Source organism: Stenotrophomonas sp. SMYL86, from assembly GCF_036320025.1.
Classification (GTDB): domain Bacteria; phylum Pseudomonadota; class Gammaproteobacteria; order Xanthomonadales; family Xanthomonadaceae; genus Stenotrophomonas; species Stenotrophomonas maltophilia_A.
Genome location: NZ_JAWIRU010000001.1, coordinates 448,157 through 465,134, shown reverse-complemented (window position 1 = coordinate 465,134; position 16,978 = coordinate 448,157). Strand labels below are relative to the sequence as shown.

The 16,978-nt window shown below is 66.0% G+C and carries 15 protein-coding genes; 12 read left to right on the top strand and 3 right to left on the bottom strand.

What is annotated here, in order from left to right; genetic code table 11:
* Nucleotides 1-102: 102 nt before the first annotated feature.
* Both V3B64_RS02150 and V3B64_RS02145 read left to right on the top strand, forming a co-directional pair.
* Nucleotides 103-1,380, top strand: coding sequence for a replication-associated recombination protein A (locus V3B64_RS02150; protein ID WP_329913543.1), 1,278 nt, complete (start codon nt 103-105; stop codon nt 1,378-1,380).
* Nucleotides 1,381-1,569: 189 nt separating this feature from the next.
* Complete coding sequence (locus V3B64_RS02145) at nt 1,570-1,959, top strand: DUF805 domain-containing protein (protein ID WP_121503228.1); 390 nt, start codon at nt 1,570-1,572, stop codon at nt 1,957-1,959.
* 126 nt (nt 1,960-2,085) lie between these two features.
* Here the strand turns inward: V3B64_RS02145 and V3B64_RS02140 are convergent, their stop codons facing one another.
* Nucleotides 2,086-2,856 carry a methyltransferase domain-containing protein gene (locus tag V3B64_RS02140; protein ID WP_329913542.1) on the bottom strand — a complete coding sequence of 257 codons (771 nt, stop codon included), beginning with the start codon at nt 2,854-2,856 and terminating at the stop codon, nt 2,086-2,088.
* A gap of 278 nt (nt 2,857-3,134) precedes the next feature.
* On the opposite strand from V3B64_RS02140, the gene V3B64_RS02135 reads away from it, so the two are divergent.
* The 10 genes from V3B64_RS02135 to V3B64_RS02090 all read left to right on the top strand — a co-directional run bounded on the left by V3B64_RS02135 (nt 3,135) and on the right by V3B64_RS02090 (nt 13,898).
* Nucleotides 3,135-4,163 (top strand): alpha/beta hydrolase-fold protein, encoded by a 1,029-nt coding sequence (locus V3B64_RS02135; RefSeq protein ID WP_329913541.1) that lies wholly within the window; start codon nt 3,135-3,137, stop codon nt 4,161-4,163.
* A 122-nt stretch (nt 4,164-4,285) separates the two neighbouring features.
* Nucleotides 4,286-5,662 carry a YncE family protein gene (locus V3B64_RS02130; RefSeq protein WP_329913540.1) on the top strand — a complete coding sequence of 459 codons (1,377 nt, stop codon included), beginning with the start codon at nt 4,286-4,288 and terminating at the stop codon, nt 5,660-5,662.
* A 51-nt stretch (nt 5,663-5,713) separates the two neighbouring features.
* Nucleotides 5,714-6,760 (top strand): ABC transporter substrate-binding protein, encoded by a 1,047-nt coding sequence (locus V3B64_RS02125; RefSeq protein ID WP_329913539.1) that lies wholly within the window; start codon nt 5,714-5,716, stop codon nt 6,758-6,760.
* The gene (locus tag V3B64_RS02120) at nt 6,757-7,800 is read left to right on the top strand and encodes an iron ABC transporter permease (RefSeq protein WP_329913538.1); all 1,044 of its coding nucleotides are present in this window, start codon (nt 6,757-6,759) and stop codon (nt 7,798-7,800) included. Before V3B64_RS02125 ends, V3B64_RS02120 begins: the two co-directional genes overlap by 4 nt.
* Nucleotides 7,797-8,558, top strand: coding sequence for a heme ABC transporter ATP-binding protein (locus V3B64_RS02115; protein ID WP_329913537.1), 762 nt, complete (start codon nt 7,797-7,799; stop codon nt 8,556-8,558). Before V3B64_RS02120 ends, V3B64_RS02115 begins: the two co-directional genes overlap by 4 nt.
* A 148-nt stretch (nt 8,559-8,706) precedes the next feature.
* Complete coding sequence (locus V3B64_RS02110) at nt 8,707-9,192, top strand: hypothetical protein (RefSeq protein WP_329913566.1); 486 nt, start codon at nt 8,707-8,709, stop codon at nt 9,190-9,192.
* Between the two features lie 74 nt (nt 9,193-9,266).
* Nucleotides 9,267-10,016, top strand: a complete 750-nt coding sequence (locus V3B64_RS02105) for a hypothetical protein (RefSeq protein WP_329913536.1) — start codon at nt 9,267-9,269, stop codon at nt 10,014-10,016.
* Between the two features lie 453 nt (nt 10,017-10,469).
* Nucleotides 10,470-12,506 carry an elongation factor G gene (fusA, locus tag V3B64_RS02100; protein WP_329913535.1) on the top strand — a complete coding sequence of 679 codons (2,037 nt, stop codon included), beginning with the start codon at nt 10,470-10,472 and terminating at the stop codon, nt 12,504-12,506.
* A 253-nt stretch (nt 12,507-12,759) separates the two neighbouring features.
* On the top strand, nt 12,760-13,032 hold the full coding sequence (locus tag V3B64_RS02095; protein WP_005409616.1) for a hypothetical protein: 273 nt from the start codon (nt 12,760-12,762) through the stop codon (nt 13,030-13,032).
* A gap of 110 nt (nt 13,033-13,142) precedes the next feature.
* Nucleotides 13,143-13,898, top strand: coding sequence for a SapC family protein (locus V3B64_RS02090; protein ID WP_279911945.1), 756 nt, complete (start codon nt 13,143-13,145; stop codon nt 13,896-13,898).
* On the opposite strand, the gene V3B64_RS02085 is transcribed toward V3B64_RS02090, so the two are convergent.
* Both V3B64_RS02085 and V3B64_RS02080 read right to left on the bottom strand, forming a co-directional pair.
* Entirely contained in the window at nt 13,899-16,223 is a 2,325-nt protein-coding gene (locus V3B64_RS02085; protein ID WP_329913534.1) for an ATP-binding protein, read from the bottom strand.
* Nucleotides 16,220-16,846, bottom strand: a complete 627-nt coding sequence (locus V3B64_RS02080) for a response regulator transcription factor (RefSeq protein WP_125894067.1) — start codon at nt 16,844-16,846, stop codon at nt 16,220-16,222. The genes V3B64_RS02085 and V3B64_RS02080 overlap by 4 nt, the downstream gene beginning before the upstream one ends.
* Nucleotides 16,847-16,978: the final 132 nt, after the last annotated feature.

Genomic DNA, 16,978 nt, shown 5'->3' with positions numbered 1-16,978 from the left:
TCGCGGTACAATGAGCGTGTGGCAAGACATCGTTCAACTTCCTTCCCCGGCCCCGATCTGCTGAGCGTCGATCGGGAACATCTGCGCCCGCTGGCCGAGCGCATGCGCCCACGCACCCTCGACGAAATGGTCGGGCAGAAGCGCCTGCTGGCGCCGGACAGCGCGCTGCGTCGCGCGGTCGAGTCCGGTCGCGTGCACTCGATGATCCTGTGGGGGCCGCCGGGCTGCGGCAAGACCACGCTGGCGCTGCTGTTGGCCGAATATTCCGACGCCGAGTTCCGTGCGATCTCCGCCGTGCTGTCCGGCCTGCCGGAAGTGCGCCAGGTGCTGGCCGAGGCGGCGCAACGGTTCGCCGAAGGCCGGCGCACCGTGTTGTTCGTCGATGAGGTGCATCGCTTCAACAAGGCGCAGCAGGATGCGTTCCTGCCTCACATCGAGCGCGGCACCATCCTGTTCGTCGGTGCCACGACCGAGAACCCATCCTTCGAACTGAATTCCGCACTGCTGTCGCGCTGCCGCGTGCATGTGCTGGAGGGCGTCTCGCCCACCGACATCGTCGAGGCGCTGGAACGTGCGCTGGGTGATCGCGAGCGCGGCCTGGGCGAGGAGGGCATCGAGGTCGCTCCCGAACTACTGCTGGAAATCGCCACCGCCGCCGATGGTGACGTGCGTCGTGCGCTGACCCTGTTGGAAATCGCTGCCGAGCTGGCGGGCGGGGAGGGTGGTCGCATCACCCCGCAGACCCTGACCCAGGTGCTGGCCGATCGCACCCGTCGCTTCGACAAGGGCGGCGAGCAGTTCTACGACCAGATCTCAGCGCTGCACAAGTCGGTTCGCAGTTCCAACCCGGATGCCGCGCTGTACTGGCTGACCCGGATGCTCGATGGCGGCTGCGATCCGTCCTACCTGGCCCGCCGGCTGACCCGCATGGCCATCGAGGACATCGGTCTGGCCGATCCGCGCGCGCAGAGCATGGCGCTGGAAGCCTGGGACATCTACGAGCGGCTGGGTAGTCCGGAAGGCGAGCTCGCCTTTGCTCAGCTGGTGCTGTACCTGGCCAGCACCGCCAAGTCGAATGCAGGCTATGCGGCCTTCAACCAGGCCAAGGCCGATGTGCGCGAGAGCGGTACCGAAGAAGTACCTCTGCACCTGCGTAATGCGCCGACCAAGCTGATGAAGGAGTTGGGCTACGGTGCCGAGTACCAGTATGACCATGATGCCGAAGGCGGTATCGCACTGGACCAGACCGGCTTCCCGGATGCGATGGGCGAGCGCGTGTATTACAACCCGGTGCCGCGCGGCCTGGAAATCAAGCTGAAGGAAAAGCTGGACCGGCTGCGCGCCGAGCGTGAGGCGGCGCGGGCCGTGAAGGGCCGCTGAGCCGGCTAATGTAGCGTCGAGCCATGCTCGACTTCGCTCTTTGACGGACTGCGGGTGCCTTCTGGAACAGCAGCCGAGCATGGCTCGGCTCTACAGGGGGCAATGGCAGTCGAGCATGGTTCGTCGCCACATTGTCCTGTGCGCCTGCATTTGGCACACTGCGCGGCTACTTTTTCAAGGATTGATGCCGTGCAGGAAATGATTCTGCCGTTGAAGCGTTACGCCCAGTTCGAGGGCCGCGCCAACCGCCGCGAATACTGGATGTACCAGCTGTTCCTGTTCCTGGTGGCAACGGCAGTGATGCTGCTGGCCGGTGTGCTGGCGATCCTCCTGCGCAACAATGCTGATGCGCTGGCCGGCATTCTGATCGGCATGGTGGTACTGCTGTGCGTGATGTGGCTGGCCACGATCGTGCCGCTGATTGCCGTGACCGTGCGCCGCCTGCATGACTGCAACCAGTCGGGCTGGCTGTTCCTGCTGGCGCTGGTGCCGGGCGGTGGGATCGTGATCATGATCTTCTCGCTGCTGCCGGGCACGCCGCAGGAGAATGTTTACGGTCCGGTGCCCACGGGGCCGTGAGGCTGCGGGAGTCGAGCATGGCTCGACTCTACCAGGGCAATGAACTGAAGCCGGCGTTTCGCCGGCTTCGTCATTTCCATGGGGGTGCCGGTTGCGCGAGGGAGGATGCCGGAGGGGGCTGACGGCCTATGCGGCGCGTGCCGTGATGGGCAAGCCCAGCAGGCTGTCGTGGATGATGCCCCATTGCGGGTACTGGCTATCGTGCAGCTTGACGTCAACAAAGCCGGCTTCCCCCAGCAATCGCACCAGGTGAGGATACGAATAGATCCTCAGTTCCAGAGTTGAGCCGTCACCACCATGGAAGGATAGGTCAGAAAATCGTTGCTCCCTGCCATCACTGGTGATGTTGACAAGAACCCGATCCGCACCTTCGCCCTCGATCCGGTAGTCATTGAGCTCAGGGAAGTGCTCAATCGTGACCTCGTGAAATCCATAGGGAACGGTGAGTACAAGCAGCCCACCCGGCTTCAGCAATGCACGCAGGTTTCCGAGCGTGCGCTCGCAGGGCCCATCCACGTGTTCCAGCACATCTGAGCTGACAACAAAGTCATATTTTCCCAGGTAGTGTGCGGCTGGGTGACGGATGTCCAGCATGGGGCGCTTGTGGAAGTAGGTATTGATGTAATCGAACTTGCGCCGCAGGGCATTAGTGTAGATATGGGCGTCGGTCATGCCGATTCCCTTGATCTGTCCGCGCCTGGGGATCCGCTCAAGCACGCGGATCTCCCGCGCTTGGTCCATCTCCGACTGCAGGGCTGCCATGAGGGCACGGAAGCGCAGAGTGGATCCGCAGCCAATACAGCTGCGGGCTTCCCTTTCGGCGATGGCTTCGCGGGATGCTCGCAGGCGGAAACCGCAGATGTTGCACGCGGGCCTCTCGGTGGTCGGGATGCTCACGGGGAAGATGTGTGGGCGAATCGTGTCGAGCCCTTTTCGGGCAAGGCTGCGGCAAATGGCGTACACGCTATGACAGTCCCTGTTCTTGTTGATACCGCTTAGCTTGCCGTATGGCCGTCGCGCGAATCCAGCCTGCCCATTGCCTCGTTCCGTGCCGAAGGCCCTCATGCGCGCGTGATACACAGTGTGACGTTCGATCGATGTGATAATCATTCGCGTTTAAGGTAGACTGCGGTCCCTTGTGAACCGGCGGCCGTGAGCCGCTTCTGCCGCCGCTGATGAAGCATTTCGTCCCGCCTTCGCGCCGTGGTCCACTGGCCCGCGGCCTGGTCGCCTTGATGATGGGTCTGCTCCTGGCCACCCCGTACGCCCATGCCCAGCAGCGCAATCCGCTGCAGAAGATCGGCCACACCGTGCTCGACGAGCCGGCGGCGAGCTATCGCTTCGAGCAGTTCGTGGTGGACAGCCCTGACCAGCAACGCCGCTGGCGGGTGAATGTGGCGATCCCGGCCAAGGCCGGCAAGGCGCCGCTGCCGGTGTTGTACGCGCTGGATGGCAATGCGGTGGCGATGGTGCTGGATCAGCCGTTGCTGGCCGAGCTGGCGGCACGCAAGGCGCCACCGGTACTGGTGCTGATCGGCTACGACAACGACCTGCGCATCGATTCCAAGGCGCGCACCCGCGACTACACCGCGTGGATTGACCGCGCCGACGACGAGAGCGGTACGACCCAGGCGGTCGGTGGCGGTGCTGCCGCGTTCCTGGATGTGATCGAACGCCGCATCAAGCCGGAAGTCGAGCGCCGCGCACGCATTGATACGCAGCAGCAAGCACTCTGGGGCCACTCGCTGGGTGGGTTGTTCGTGCTCAATGCGCTGTACACCCGTCCCGCCGCCTTCCAGTCCTATCTGGCGGCCAGTCCGTCGCTGTGGTGGAGCCAGGGCGCGGCGCTGGGTGATCCGGAACAGCAGTTCGTGCAGAACGTGTATGGCCAGCCAGCAACGCTCTGGCTGATGCTGGGCGGTGCCGAGCGTGTCGGTGATCGCGGCAAGCGCGACATGAACAATCCGCGCGTGGTCGCGCACCTGCGCCGCATCGGTGGTGCCACCCCGGATGCGGCGATGCAGCTGTCCGAGCGGTTGGCCAAGGTGCCGGGCATGCGCGTGCAGTACCGCGAGTTCGATGGCCTCGGCCACGGCCCGATGCTGCCTGCGTCGTTCCATGCCGCGCTTCATGAACTGTACGGCGTGACCGACCGCAGTGCCGGTGACGGCGCGCCCAATAGCGGTGACAACGCCGCCGAATGAATCCCTTCGCATGCCAAGGCGTGCGACCCCACTACCCAGGCGAGGCTGCCGATGTGCAGCGGCCCAGGCAACCGATGAATCCCGCGTCACGTGGCGCGGCCTACGTGTGCAAGGAGCCTTCCATGTCGTTCCGTCCGTCTTTCCGTCTCACCTCTCTCGCCGCTGGCCTGTTGCTGGCCGTGACCGCCACCGCACAGCCGGTGTTCGATCAGCCGGCCAACGCCACCTTCAAGGGCGAGGTCGTCTCGCGCGGTGAGAACGTGGTTCCCGGCAGCATTGCCGACGTGGTCGGTCGCGGTTTCGTGCCGGGCCAGAAAGTCAGCCTGCTGCGTGGCGACAGCGTGCTCAACACGCAGCCGCTGGTGGTCGATGCCGATGGCAACTTCAAGACCCAGCTGAGCATTCCGGCCGACGCGGTGCCGGGCACCCACCCGGTGGTGGTGCGCGCCAGCCAGCCGGCTGCAGCCACCGTGCTGAAGCTGCGCGTCTCGCCGCAGCTGCCGCTGTCCGGCCAGGCGCAGTTCGCCACCCAGTCCAACAAGCTGGTGCCGGGCCTGTACCAGTCCGCCTACAGCGCCGCCAGCAACGCGGTGTTCGTGACCTCGGCCGTGGGCCGCCCGCCGGTGACCCAGTCGCAGCTGTTGAAGCTGGACCCGAAGTCGCTGAAGGTGACCAAGGCGATCACCCCGGCGCAGGTGCCGGGCAGCACCAATGGTGCGGTGTACGCGGTCTACGGCGTCGGCGTGGATGACACCAACGGCAACGTGTGGGTCACCAACACCCGCCAGAACTCCATCGCGGTCTACCGCCAGAAGGACCTGTCGCTGGTCCATCAGTTCCCGGTCGATGCCGTGCCGCACGCGCGCGACGTGGTGGTTGATGGCACCCACGGCAAGGTGTTTGCCTCGGCCACGGGTGAGGACCACCTGTCGGTGTTCGACGCCAAGACCCTCAAGGAACTGCCGGCGGTGACGCTGGAGTCCGGCGTGGACGACGGCAAGTTCACCCCGATGAGCCTGGTGCTGGACGAGAAGGGCGGCAAGCTGTTCACCGTCAGCATCGGCACCCCGGAAGCGGCAGTGATCGACGTGGCCAGCGGCAAGGTCGAGAAGGTCATCGACCTGGGCAATTCGATCAGCGCCTCGGGCGTGGCCTTCGACGCAGCGCGCAACCGCCTGTACGTGGCCTCGCAGGGCACCGACAACCTGCTGATCGTCGATGTGGCCGCCGGCAAGGTGCTGCACGATGTGCCAGTCGGCGCCGGCGCGCTGAACGTCGCCTTCGATGATGCCTCCGGCCTGGCCTACGTCAGCAACCGTGGCGCTGGCACGGTCACCGTGGTGAACGGTGACGGCAAGGTGGTCGCCAACCTCGACGGCGGCACGCTGCCGAACCACGTCCGTGCCGATGGCAAGGGCAACGTGTTCGCGGTGAACAAGTCGCGTGGCGCCGAAGACCCGAAGGGTGACCGCATCACCCGCATCACCCCGAAGCAGTAAGTCACACGGCGGGGCGGCGTGCGCATCGCCCCGCCAGCAAGGAGAACAAGCATGAACATCGCGTCCCGTCTGCGCCTGTGTGCGCTTCCATTGGCTGTCTCGCTGGCACTGGCTGCCTGTGGCGGTTCATCGACGCCCTCGGACACTGGCAAGCTGGCTGAGCCTGCCGCCGCGACCGCGGCTGGCGAAGCCGCGTTGCCTGCAGGCTGGCAGCGCGTGGCCGGCACCGACATGCCGGCCGTGCGCGACCAGAAGGCAGTGCTGCCAGCCAAGGTGCATTCCGATGACGGCGCCGACGTCGAGGTGGCCGATACCAGCCGCATCATCGCCGGTGGTGACGACGTGATCGCGGTGATCGAGGCGCTGGGACTGGACAAGCAGGTGTTCGCCGCGCCGACCAATACCACCACCCAGGCCGGCCTGGCTGCCCCGCACCAGTTCCTGTTCAACCGCACCACGGGCGTGGAGGGCGTGCTGAGCCTGCAGGGCTCGCTGTTCCTCGGCAACAGCCTGCGCCGCCACACCGAACTGGCGAAGAAGCTGCGTGAGGTGGGTGAACCGGCGGTGGTCATCGATGACCTGCAGCCGGCGCCGGACAAGGTGCGCAAGGTCGCCGCCGCACTAGGGCTGGCCGAGGCAGGGCAGGCACTTGCCACGCAGGTGCAGCGCCAGCTCGATGAGGCTGCAGCGATTGGCAAGGGCCTGGGCCATGCGCCACGACTGATCCACGTGTCGGCTACCGGCGCCGGTGGCTCACCCACCGTTGCGGGTGCCGACAGTGCGTCGGCGCAACTGATCGCACTGGCGGGCGGCATCAACATCGGTACCGAAGCGGGAGTGAAGAACTACTCGCAGCTGAGCAATGAGGGCGTGGTCGCGGCGGCACCGGAAGTGATCCTGGTGACCGAGCATGACCTGCAGCTGTTCGGCGGTGCCGAAGGCCTGTGGAAGGCGTACCCGACGCTGAAGCAGACGCCGGCCGGGCAGGCCAATCGGGTCTGGGTGATGCCGGATGTGCAGCTGAAGTACACCAGCGTCGGTTCCGGTGCTGGTGCGCTGGCGCTGGCCAAGGCCCTGGCGGCGTTGCCGAAGGCATGAGTCCGGCGGATCGGCGCCGCCGTCGCGGGCGGACGATGCTGCTGGTGGCGTTGCTGGCACTGCTGGGGGCAGTGCTGGCCTCGTTCGCCGTGGGCCCGCTGCGGCTGCCGCCGATGGAGGTGATGCAGGCGTTGGCGGTGAAGCTGGGTCTGCTCGATCCACACGCGGTCAGCAGCCGCGACCTCGCTGTGGTCTGGCAGCTGCGTATTCCGCGTGCCCTGTTGGGCGCGATGGTCGGTGCGTCGCTGGCGATGGCCGGTGCCAGTCTGCAGGGTCTGTTCGGCAATCCGCTGGCCGATCCCGGCATTGTCGGTGTCAGCCAAGGCGCCGCACTGGGTGCAGTTGCCGCCATCGTGCTGGGTGCTGCGGGCGCGGCCGGTTGGCTGGTGCCGGTGGCCGCGTTCGCTGGCGGCGCACTGGCCATCGGCCTGACCTACGCATTGGCTCGGCCCGGCAAGGGCTCGGGCAACGCCACGCTGCTGCTGGTCGGTATCGCGATGGCCGCGTTCTGCTCGGCGTTGATCGGTTTCCTCACATATATCGCCAGCGAAAGCGAGCTGCAGTCGCTGGTGTTCTGGCAGATGGGCTCGCTGGCGCGCGCCAACTGGGCCGATGTGGCGGCCGTGGTGCCGTTGTTCGCCATCGGTGTGTTCGCACTGCAGCGATTGGCTACGCCGCTGGACATGCTGGCGCTGGGCGAACGCCAGGCACAGCACCTCGGGCTGGATGTCACCCGCACGCGTCGCCGCCTGGTGGCGTTCAGTGCGCTGCTGGTGGGTGCGGCGGTCGCGTTTGCTGGTTCGATCAGTTTCGTTGGCCTGGTGGTGCCGCACGTGGCGCGCCTGTTGGTCGGCCCTGGTCATCGCTGGTTGCTGCCGTTGTCCGGGCTGCTGGGTGCGCTGCTGATCGTGGTGGCCGACACCGCCGCGCGTACATTGGATCCGCCGGCGGAGATTCCGCTGGGCCTGTTTTCGGCCGCACTGGGCGCACCGTTCTTCCTGTGGCTGGTGCTGCAGCAGCGCCGCAAGGCCGCACCATGAGCGTGTTGTTGAAGCTGCACGAGGTGGTGGTCCGCCGCCAGCAGCGCGAGATCCTGCACGGCATCTCGCTGGCGTTCGAACCGGGTACGGTCACCGCACTGGTTGGCCCGAATGGCGCGGGCAAGTCCACGTTGTTGGCGGTCGCCGCCGGTGACCTGCGCGCTGACGCGGGCGAAGTCAGTCTGCGGGGCCGGCCGCTGACCAGCTACAAGGCCGGGCCACTGGCGCGCGAGCGCGCGGTGATGCCGCAGGAGCACGGCGTGCGTTTCGCCTTCAGTGTGGAAGAAGTGGTGGCGATGGGGCGGCTGCCGCATCCGCCGGATCCAGCCGTGGACGACGCCCAGGTGGAAGCGGCAATCGATGCCGCCGAGCTGCAGGCGCTGCGCCTGCGCGAGGTGCAGCAGCTGTCCGGTGGCGAGTCCGCCCGGACGACGTTCGCGCGCGTGCTGACGCAGGACACGCCGCTGCTGCTGCTGGATGAGCCGACCGCAGCGCTGGATCTGCGTCACCAGGAACGCACGCTGCGCAGTGTGCGCGCCTGTGCCGAAGCCGGTGCGTGCGTGATCGTGGTGCTGCACGACCTCAATCTGGCCGCGGGCTATGCCGACCGCATCGTGCTGCTGGAGCAGGGCAGGGTGGCAGCCGATGGCACGCCGTTGCAGGTGCTGACTGAAGAAAACCTGCGGCGGGTCTACCAGCAGGATGTGGTGGTGCTGGAGCATCCAAGGCGTGGGGTGCCGCTGGTGGTGGTGACGTAGTCCGGAACTGCCTGCGAAGGTGGAGGGCGCACGTAGTTGCGCCTCTCAATTTTGACGCAAATGGACCGGCGTTAGTGGCTTGCTGCTTTGGCAGCTACATTGCGCCCAACGGGCGATGCTCCGGCGGGCGGCGGTACTCTGCGTGGCAATGGGGCTCTCATTCCCGACTCAAGCGCAGCAGGATGTATCGTCGACCCTGTCCCGCTTGTTGCAGTGCCAGCTGACTCACCAGGAATTGGACAACTTCACTGATCGGATTGCAGCGGGCGACCTGACGGATTTCAGTCAGAGCAAGAAAGGTAATGGCGCGGCACTGATGCTCTGGGAGGCTCGGGCTCCTGTCATGGCGTGGGGAGAATCCTCGAAGCTTGTGCATGCTTCGGGTGTTCAGGAGATGCTTCTTGCAATTCCGGTGCCCGTTGGAGAAGAGATGGAGCGGGGGAGGTCCATTGCGAACCATACCGGGGGTATGTCATCGCGCTGGGATGCCGAGGCCATGGAAAGAGTGTATGGCTGGAAAGGACTCAATCTGTACAAAACGCTCCCTGGTGATCGACATGTACGGATGATTGTTGATCTTTCGTATTCACCGGGATGGGTGACGGTAGGCTGCACCTACGGGGAAATGAGCTGATCAGGGCCGCACGGGCGCATCGTGCCTTGCTCGACTTATCATGGTGCATCTGAATTTCTCAATGGACTGATGCAATGATCTGTAATGTTTCGCGTGGCGTGCTGCTGGCCGTGATCGCCGCCTCCGCAGGCGCCGCCAATGCGGCATCGACTTCGCCGGTGTCGCTGATGAGCGCGGGCGAGCAGGCCTCGCTGATCGAGAGCCGGTATTCCGCCGGCGGGGGCGCTCCGGTGGTTCCGGTGACTACCCGCTATTTCGCCAGTGATGAAGTGCTCATCAGCTGGGATGACCAGCAGGTGCTGATGCTGTGCAGGGAGGCGGTGTACCTGCAGATTCCTGCCGGCAAGGCAGGTGACGTTGCGCTGGCCGCTGAACAGCGGCAGATGATTGCCTATCAGGCAATGATGTCCGGCCTGGGTTCGCTTGCGACCGTGGCCGAAGCGGCGGGGGATTCGGTGGTGGTGGCAGACGACGGTAGCGAGACCCGTCGCGCAGGTGAAAGCAGCTGGGCCTACGGGGTGGAGCGCCATGACGTCACTACCCAGCGCATGGCCGATGGCGCGCTGCGGATCCGGGCGCGCAAGACCGAGACCGTGAACAAGGCCAAGCCTGCGGAGCCGGACGACATGTTCAGTACCGAAGACGACCAGGCGGCGCGACTGTCGGAGCTGGCGCCGGTCGGCAGCTGGACCGAGGTGGTGGTCCATGGCGGCCCGCGCCAGGCGCAGGTGGATCCGGCGATGTCGTTGAAGGGATGGATCTCGATGGGGGACGACCAGGCTGCGACCGTGGCTGAGGCGCGCAAGCTGCATGAGTGCAAGTGAGCTGAGCTGGGGTCAGAGCCCTTTGCCCCTGGCAAAGGGATCCGACCCCGAGATCCGTCGGCCTCATTGTTCTATTAATGTGCGCAATATTCACTTGCGCGCCAGATTGGCAGGTCTAGAATGCGCCCCATGAACCGGATGCCGCTCCTGAAGTTTTTCACCCTGACCCGCGCAAGCGCGGAACGGGCGTGTCTGCCTGGAGCCCCACGAGGCCGTTGAATCGGCCATCGCTGGACCTTCGACAGAGCGCCCTCCGGGGCGCTCTTTTCGTTTTCGTTTCTTGTGAGTCGACTAACAGTCGACTCTACCCAGTCGACCCTACCCAGTCGGCCCTACCCAGTACCCAAGGAGAACGTGCCATGCACCAGATCGCCGAGACCAAACGCTAGCCGCGCACCCTGTCGCCAACCGGGGTGCGCGGCCCCCGAAGTTGGCTTTGCAGGAACCTTTCTCATGAACACCCAAGTCCTTTCCCGCCGTCGCAACCTTGGCATCATTGCCCACATCGATGCCGGCAAGACCACGCTGACCGAACGCCTGTTGTGGAAAAGCGGCGAGATCCATCGCGTCGGCGAAGTGCACGATGGCAACGCGACCACCGATTTCTCGGCGATCGAGCGCGAACGTGGCATCACCATCGGCGCCGCCGCCGTACAGGCGCAGTGGGCGCCGCGCGACCTGCCGCCGCATCGGCTGACCCTGATCGACACTCCCGGCCACATCGACTTCGCCATTGAAGTCGAGCGTTCGCTGCGCGTGCTCGACGGCGCCGTGGCTGTGTTTTCGGCCGTGGATGGCGTGCAGCCGCAGTCGGAAACCGTGTGGCGCCAGGCGCGTCGCCATCGCGTGCCGCTGATCGCGTTCGTCAACAAGATGGACCGCGTCGGCGCTTCGTTCGAGCGCGTGCTGGAGCAGCTGCAGGACAAGCTGCAGGCGCGGCCGTGGGCGCTCGGTGTGCCACTGGGCAGCGAAAGCGACTTCAACGGCTGGGTCGACCTGGTCGGTGAGCGCGTGCTGCACTGGCAGGATGGTGCCGTAACCACGGTGACCCCGTGGGACGCCGCCGCGCGCACCCTGTGGCAGCCGCAGCGCGACGCACTGGTCGAGGCCGTGGCCGACCACGACGAACTTCTGGCCGATGCCTGGCTGGAAGGTCGCGCGATCGATGCCGAACAGCTGCGCGCGGCGATCCGACGGGCGACGCTGGCCGGTGCGGGCGTGCCGGTATTGGCCGGTGCCGCCTTCAAGGACAAGGGCATCGAGACGCTGCTGGACGCGGTGGTCGATTACCTGCCGTCGCCGCTGGATCGGCCTGCCGTGACCGCCGAAAGCGAGAGCGGCGAGGTGGTGCTGCCGCCGGATCCGGACGGTCCGCTGGCCGGTCTGCTGTTCAAGATCACCCACCAGCAGCACGGTGCGCTGAGCTTCGTGCGGCTGTACTCGGGCACCTTGAAGGTCGGTGATGCCGTGGCCAGTTCGCAGCATCCGCAGGGTCGACGTGTCAGTCGCCTGGTGCGGGTGCAGGCCGACCAGACCCACGACATCGAACAGGCCGTGGCCGGTGACATCGTCGCGGTGCTGGGCTGGAAGGATGCGGTCAGTGGCGAAACGCTGAGCGGCCGTGCGCAGCCGCTACGCCTGGAGAACATCCAGGCACAGGCGCCGGTGCTGGCCTGGCGGCTGGAGCCGGCGCGTGCGGCCGACCTGATCCGGATGGCGCAGGGTCTGGCTAGTCTGGCCCAGGAAGATCCCTCGTTCCGCGTCGAAACCGATCGCGACACGGCGGAGACCCTGGTCTGGGGCATGGGCGAGCTGCACCTGGAGGTGATGGTCGAGCGGCTGCGCAGCGAGTGGAAGGTCGAGGTGGGCGTAGGTTCGCCGCGCGTGGCCTACCAGGAGACACCGCTGCGTGCGATGGCCGGCGTGGTGGGGCGGCTGGTCAAGCAGACTGGTGGCCAGGGCCAGTTCGCGCACGTGGTGCTGGATGTATCGCCGCGCGAGGACGACCAGGTGGTGTTCAACGACCGCATCGTCGGTGGCGTGGTGCCGCGCAGCTTCATCGCGGCGGTGGAAAAGGGCGTGCGTGCCGCGCTGTCGGAAGGTCCGCAGGGCCATCCGGTGGTCGGTATCGAGGTCAGTCTTGTCGATGGCCAGACCCATGCCAAGGACTCGTCGGAGATGGCGTTCCACCGTGCCGGTGCTGAGGCGATCAAGGTGGCGCTGGTGGAGGGCGGTACGCAGCTGCTGGAGCCGGTGATGGCGGTGACGGTGCATTCCCCGTCAGCGTCGGTGGGTGATGTGGTCGGCGACCTCAATCGACGCCACGGCCGTATTGCCCGCATCGAGGACCAGGACGGTCGCGCCGAGGTCAGCGGCTTTGCGCCGCTGGCGCAGCTGGTGGGTTACACCACATCACTGCGTTCGCTCAGCCAGGGGCGGGCCAGCAGTGAGGCGCACCTGCATGGTTACGAGCCGGTACGCGCTGCGTAAGGAAAGGCGAGGGGAGCCCGTGAGCGGGCTCCCTTTTTTTGTCGTCGGGAACGCCCATCCACGCATGGCGTGGATCTACCGGGTGATCGGGTTGCAGGCCCTGCAGTAGATCCACGCCATGCGTGGATGAATTCGCATCGACACCGGGATAATGCACTGCATCGCAACAAAACTGCAGAAAAAGCTGGATTAAAGTGATGCCTCACGATAAATTGCGCACCCCCCGTTGCTCGCCACCGCCCGCACCCCTCTCATGCGTGATGACAAAGACCCCGGAACCCTGGAGCTGACCCTGCCGCGAAAGCGCGGTCGTCCGCCCAAGTTCGGGTACGCAATGAGTGACGCGCAGCGCGCAGCGCGCTACCGCGCGCGCCGGGCCGGGCAGGCCAACCACGCCGATGTGCGCTCCTGCTCGGACATGGTGCTGCTGGACAAGATCCGCGCTGCTGTGAGCGCGCGCGACACCGAGCTGGCCGGGTTCCTGGTCCACGTCCTCTGGCAGCGCTACCCCCTGCAGTTGAAATAGGCCGTCGGTGGGGTGGCCGTTGTCATCGAGCTTGTTGATAATGCGGGATTCAGGTTGTTCCCGCTGGCGCGCCCGGGATGGCAGGCGCGCATGATCGAACGGTTCCCAAGATGACGACCACCAGCGACACCACCACCGAAGCGGCGCCGAGCAGCGCCCCCCTGTTCTACACCCGTCCGGTGCCGCTGCAGGCCGATGTGCATGCCGATCTGCGCATCCTGCCGGGCAGGCTCGAGTTTGCCGCCGGCAACAACGCCATTCCGCTGGTGCTGGGCGAGTTCTCGCTGGCCCTGCACCACTTCCCGATCCTGTTCGCCGGCCCGACCGCCGTGCCGATGGCAGCCGTGGGCGTGTCCGACCAGAACCTGTTCATCAAGGACGGCCTGTGGGAAGACGAGGCCTATATCCCGGCCTACCTGCGTCGCCACCCCTTCATCTTCATCGACACCGGTGCAGACAACGACTTCCTGCTGGGCATCGACGAAGAGAGCTCGCGCGTGGTCAAGGGCGGTGACGAAGGTCAGCCGCTGTTCGTGGACGGCAAGGCCACCGACATGGTGCAGCAGGCGTTGGAGTTCTGCGGCCAGTACACCCGCGAGCACGAACAGACCCAGGCCTTCTCCAAGGCCCTGATCGACAACGGCCTGCTGGTCGAGCGCAACGCCACCGTCCGCACTCCGGATGGCCGCGAGTTCAATCTCAACGGCTTCCTGGTGGTGGACGTCGAGAAGTTCGTGGCGCTGCCGGAAGCGACCGTGGTCGAGTGGCACCGCAGCGGCTGGCTGGCGCTGATCCACCAGCACCTGATGTCGCTGGGTCGCTTCAATGACCTGACCCGTCGCCAGGTCGAGCGCCTGGCGGCCTGATCAGGCCAAGGGTGCGGCTTCCGCCTCGCGGGAGCCGTGCCACTGCTGCAATCCCCGCAGCAATCGCCGTGCTTCGACCCAGTCAGGCGCGGCCTCATGCCCCAGTTCCCACAGGTCGGCCGCTGTGCCGGCCTGATCCGTTGCCCGGCACATCTGCAGCGTTCCCTGCAGTCGGTGTGCATGATGGCGCAGTGTCGAGGCATCGGCGTCCTGCACGGCCTGCTCAATCCTGGCCAGCTCATGGGCAATGTCCGCAGTGTAATCCGGCTCGGCGCCAGGGGTGTCATCGGGCGCAGTGCCGTGCGCCGAGGGCGGCAGGTCCAGCGCCTGCAGCAGGCTCGCAACCTGCAGTGGCTTGATCAGGATGGCGTCGAAGCCGGCCCTTCGGCAGCGTGCCGCGTGCCGGCGCCCCATGCGGGCGGACAGGGCAATCACTCGCAGAGGTGCCTGTGCCTGCGCGCGCAGCTGCTGCGCCAGTGCATAGCCATCCGAGCCGCGAAGCCCGATATCCAGTACGACCGTGCCGCGCGGTCGTAGCGCATGCTCGGCCAATGCGGCATCGGCATCGGCAACCGCGCGTACGTCGGCGCCCAGCCGACGCAGTTGCTCTGCGACGACATGCCGGCTGAGTGCATGATCTTCGACAAGGAGCAGGTCGACGCCGGTCAGTGGCGTCTGCTGCAGCGGCTCGATGGGCGGCTGATCGCCGTGAACGGCGCGGACCGGCAATCGCAGGGTGAAGCGGCTGCCGCGCCCATGCACGCTGTGTGCGGTCAGGTTGCCGCCCATGGCAACGGCCAGTTCGTGCGCAATCGTCAGGCCAAGCCCGCTGCCGCCACGTCTCTGGCCATCCTCGTTCTGCTGGAATGGTCGGAACAGAAGCGCCAGTTGAGCGGGTGCGATGCCGATGCCGCTGTCGATCACATCCAGCAACAGCTCCCGGGGAGACAGGGCGGGTTGTAGTTGCAGGCGCACCTCGATACCGCCGACATCGGTGAATTTCAATGCATTGCCCAGCAGGTTGTCGATAATCTGGCGCAGTCCATCAGCATCGAGCACAACCACCGGCGCTGGATCGGGCGCGCGATCCAACTGGAGTGACAGCCCTCTCCGCAGTGCCTCCGGCCGGATTGCTTCCAGTGCACGGGCACAGAGTTGGCCGACGTCGCAGGGCGTGGGATGCGGCCTGAAGCTGCCGCTGGCAAGGCGCGAGAACGCCAGCGAGCGATCGAGCAGCCTGCGCAGCGAGTGGCCGGCGGCAAGGGCAGCCGCGAGCAGTTCACGCTGCCCCTTGGGCAGGTGTGACTGGCTCAGCAGGTCGATCGAAGCCAGTACTGTCTGCGCGGAATTGCGCACTTCATGGCTGATCATTCCCGCCGCGCGCCCGAGGCGTTGTTCCGCGCGGCCGATTCGCCAGCGTAACGCCTGCCAGAGCGCGGGCAGGCCGATGAGTGCCGCGGTCAGACACAGCAACCAGAGCAGGAGCGGGGAACGCACCCGATCCAGTGCGCTCTCGATGGATGTGGGCAGCATCTGCTGCGCCCACAACTCCAGCAGGCCTGCGTGCTCTTCGAGGGTGATGGCGCGCAGCGCCTGATCGATGCGCGCCAGCAGCTGCTGGTCCTCCCGGCGGACAAGCAGGTGCAGATCGGTAGAGAATCCGCTGTCGAACGGGTGCAATTGCAGGTTTCCCGTGAAGTGCTGCCGGATCATCGAGTGCAGCGTTGCTTCCAGGCCGATCGCAGCATCGGCGTTGCCGCTTTCAACAGCGGCCAGGGCCGCATGGCGGTCGGGGAGATGCAGGAGGTGGATCCGGGGGTGGTGGATCGTCAGCCAGTCGGCATAGGGGCCGCCGTCAACCACGGCCAGCAGCTGCGCCCTCACGCCGGTAATGTCACGGGGCGGGTGCTCGCCTTTACGCACAGCCAATACCGTCTTGCCGCCATGGAAAGCGCCGGAGGCCCTCAGGTCGGGACAGGGAAGCGGGTGATGCGAGGGGCTGCCCATGACCAGCACCAGGTCGGCCTCGTCCCGGCAGACGGCAGCGACCGCTGCGCTCGTGCTGGGGTAGTTGAGATCGAGGAAGCGCAGGCCGGAATGCCGAGCCACAAGCCTGGCATAGCCATGGGCGAGGGTGGGCAGTGCGCTTGAATCCGCCAGCGTTGGGGGGAGCGGTCGCAATGACGGCGCGGTGGCAACCCGCACTTCGCGGCCGGCGGACCATCTCCGCAACTGTGCATCCTCGGCCGATGCAGCCGGCAGCAGGATCAGGGCCAGCAACAACGTGCACGACGTGCGCAGACGGAGGCGAACGCGCCGCCTCATTGGAGCTCCAGCTGCTGCCGCAGTGCATAGATCTCCACGTCATTACGCAACCCGAGCTTGCGCAGGGCGGCGACCTTCTGGGTGCTGACCGTCTTGACGCTGCGGTGGCGGCGCAGCGCGATCTCCGAGACAGTCAGGCCGGCCAGGAGCAGGTCCAGCACTTCGCGTTCATTGCGGCTGAGTTCCTCGCGGCACGCCGGGAACAGGCAATCGGCAGGGAGGCGGCACAGCCCCTGCGAGATGCGCACGATGGCATCAGACAGCATCTCCAGGGGCTCGGACTTGCTGACTACGCCGGAGATGCCGCTCGCCAGCAGGTGGTCGATGCGGGTGGTTGGCGTCAGCGTGGCGAAGGCGAGCAGGGGAATATGTGGAAAACACTTGCGCAGCAGGGGAACCAGCTCATCACTGCTGCGGTCGCCAGGCGCCAGGGTGAGATCGATGATGGCGACATCGACTGCCAGCTGGCGGAGGCTGCCGATGAGCTCGTCGCTGCGGGTGTGGCTGGCGACAATGCTGAAGCGAACGTCGCGAGACAGGTGCAGGACGGTGCCGCGGCGGACGATTTCGTGATCGTCCAGGAGTGCCAGCCGCAGTCGGCGCGGTGCAGGATATCCATTCATGCGCAGGGAGGTGATCGGCGCCCGCAGGGCGTGGCGATCATTCTGGCGCCGCTATCGCGTCGAGCATCGAACTTGTTGGAATTTTGCGATTATTCCTAAGAATCGATGCGTAAAGCCCATCAATTCAATGCC

Bases quoted from the DNA above. Each gene is read 5' to 3' on its own strand.
- V3B64_RS02150 (WP_329913543.1), top strand. From the start codon at position 103: ATGCGCCCACGCACCCTCGACGAAATGGTCGGGCAGAAGCGCCTGCTG.
- V3B64_RS02135 (WP_329913541.1), top strand. From the start codon at position 3,135: ATGAAGCATTTCGTCCCGCCTTCGCGCCGTGGTCCACTGGCCCGCGGC.
- V3B64_RS02080 (WP_125894067.1), bottom strand. From the start codon at position 16,846: ATGAATGGATATCCTGCACCGCGCCGACTGCGGCTGGCACTCCTGGAC.
- V3B64_RS02130 (WP_329913540.1), top strand. From the start codon at position 4,286: ATGTCGTTCCGTCCGTCTTTCCGTCTCACCTCTCTCGCCGCTGGCCTG.
- V3B64_RS02105 (WP_329913536.1), top strand. From the start codon at position 9,267: ATGATCTGTAATGTTTCGCGTGGCGTGCTGCTGGCCGTGATCGCCGCC.
- V3B64_RS02125 (WP_329913539.1), top strand. From the start codon at position 5,714: ATGAACATCGCGTCCCGTCTGCGCCTGTGTGCGCTTCCATTGGCTGTC.
- V3B64_RS02120 (WP_329913538.1), top strand. From the start codon at position 6,757: ATGAGTCCGGCGGATCGGCGCCGCCGTCGCGGGCGGACGATGCTGCTG.
- V3B64_RS02095 (WP_005409616.1), top strand. From the start codon at position 12,760: ATGCGTGATGACAAAGACCCCGGAACCCTGGAGCTGACCCTGCCGCGA.
- V3B64_RS02085 (WP_329913534.1), bottom strand. From the start codon at position 16,223: ATGAGGCGGCGCGTTCGCCTCCGTCTGCGCACGTCGTGCACGTTGTTG.
- V3B64_RS02115 (WP_329913537.1), top strand. From the start codon at position 7,797: ATGAGCGTGTTGTTGAAGCTGCACGAGGTGGTGGTCCGCCGCCAGCAG.
- V3B64_RS02090 (WP_279911945.1), top strand. From the start codon at position 13,143: ATGACGACCACCAGCGACACCACCACCGAAGCGGCGCCGAGCAGCGCC.
- V3B64_RS02110 (WP_329913566.1), top strand. From the start codon at position 8,707: ATGGGGCTCTCATTCCCGACTCAAGCGCAGCAGGATGTATCGTCGACC.
- fusA (WP_329913535.1), top strand. From the start codon at position 10,470: ATGAACACCCAAGTCCTTTCCCGCCGTCGCAACCTTGGCATCATTGCC.